The organism is Mesorhizobium sp. M7A.F.Ca.MR.362.00.0.0 (genome assembly GCF_004023175.1).
GTDB lineage: Bacteria > Pseudomonadota > Alphaproteobacteria > Rhizobiales > Rhizobiaceae > Mesorhizobium.
In genome coordinates this window covers 6,938-8,211 of record NZ_RZTF01000047.1, presented here as the reverse complement: position 1 = coordinate 8,211, position 1,274 = coordinate 6,938, and the positions used below count along the sequence as shown (strand labels likewise).

2 protein-coding genes are annotated in these 1,274 nt (G+C 63.7%); both read right to left on the bottom strand.

Going from position 1 to position 1,274, the window contains the following annotated elements; all coding sequences use genetic code 11:
* Positions 1-154: 154 nt before the first annotated feature.
* Entirely contained in the window at positions 155-781 is a 627-nt protein-coding gene (locus tag EOC06_RS09260) for a CDGSH iron-sulfur domain-containing protein (RefSeq protein ID WP_128307574.1), read from the bottom strand.
* A gap of 114 nt (positions 782-895) precedes the next feature.
* Positions 896-1,267, bottom strand: a complete 372-nt coding sequence (locus EOC06_RS09255; RefSeq protein WP_027040247.1) for a hypothetical protein — start codon at positions 1,265-1,267, stop codon at positions 896-898.
* Positions 1,268-1,274: the final 7 nt, after the last annotated feature.

The following is a 1,274-nucleotide window of genomic DNA, read 5'->3' as shown; positions in this document are numbered from 1 at the left end:
CCCCCCTCGAGGGGGAGATGTCGCCAAAGGCGACAGAGGGGGTCGGCACGACTGGATGCGACTTCATACGAGGCGAAAGAGGAAGCCAGCGCTCTACGCGAGACGACCCCCTCTGGCCTGCCGGCCATCTCCCCCTCAAGGAGGGAGATCGCAGCTACCCCACAAACCCCACCTTCTTGTGCGTCCCATCGCAGAACGGTTTGTTGGCGGAATGGCCGCAGCGGCAGAGGAAGGCGCGTTGCGTACGGTCGACCGTATGGCCGGTTCCGGTGACGATCTCGAGATTGCCCTCAAGCTTGAGCGGGCCATTGGTGGTCGGCGTCACTTTCAGCGGACCATTCCTCGTTTCGAGCGCCGGCGTGTCCTTCAGCGGCGGCTCGCCGGTGGCGGCAAAACCGGACTTGTTGTGGCTGCCGTCGCAGAACGGCTTGTTCTCCGAAGCGCCGCAGCGGCAGAGCGTGGCACGATAAAAAGTCTCGCCGTCGAGCACGATCTCGGCGTGTACCGCCAGCGGGCCGTTTTCCCGCAGCCGCACCGTGTTGACCACCGGTGATTGCTCCTGCGGCCCGCCATCCTTCCTGACATAGGTGATGGCGCCCGACGGGCAGCTTTCGGCGATGGCGACGATCTTCTCGACGCTGGCCGCTTCGGGATGGATCCATTGGCCCGGCGCGTTGGGCACGAAGACATGCGGATCGCCAAGCACGCAGTTGCGCGAATGGATGCAGCGCTTGCCGGAAAACCCGACATCGATCTTGTCGCTTTCGACCATGCCGGCCATAGCTGGGCTCCTTTTGCCTGAAGCACGTCGCGTCTGAACAGTTCGAGGCGGCGCGCGCTGGGTATTTGCACAGGCTATGGCTCCGGCCCGAAGACCGTCAAGCTGGCAAACCGGTCAGGGGACCAGCTCGATCTCCTCGGTCTCGCCGCCGCTACAGGTGTAGCAGCAATCCTCGCATTTTTCCGTGTTGCCGGGACCGACGCCCCAATAGGTGCCCTCGTCGCCATCGACCCAGGCGCCGTAGCAGATCGATTCGCCCGCGTTGCAGGATATCGGCAGCTGCTTGGTCTCGCCGTCGTCGAGGAAATAGTCCTTGTCCTCGCCCGGCCAGACATAGTCGCGATCCTGGCTGTAGAGCTCGACGCGCATGGCGTTCGGGTGGCTGTTCTTGATGGCGAAGGTGACATCGTCGGCTTGCGCCGCCGACGCAACCAGCATGACGAAGGACAGCGCGGCCAGCATGCGGCGCGCATAGGCATGAAACATGATAACC

What these genes read in the sequence shown, in the direction of transcription:
- EOC06_RS09255 (WP_027040247.1), bottom strand. Translation starts at nt 1,267, where the DNA reads ATGTTTCATGCCTATGCGCGCCGCATGCTGGCCGCGCTGTCCTTCGTC.
- EOC06_RS09260 (WP_128307574.1), bottom strand. Translation starts at nt 781, where the DNA reads ATGGCCGGCATGGTCGAAAGCGACAAGATCGATGTCGGGTTTTCCGGC.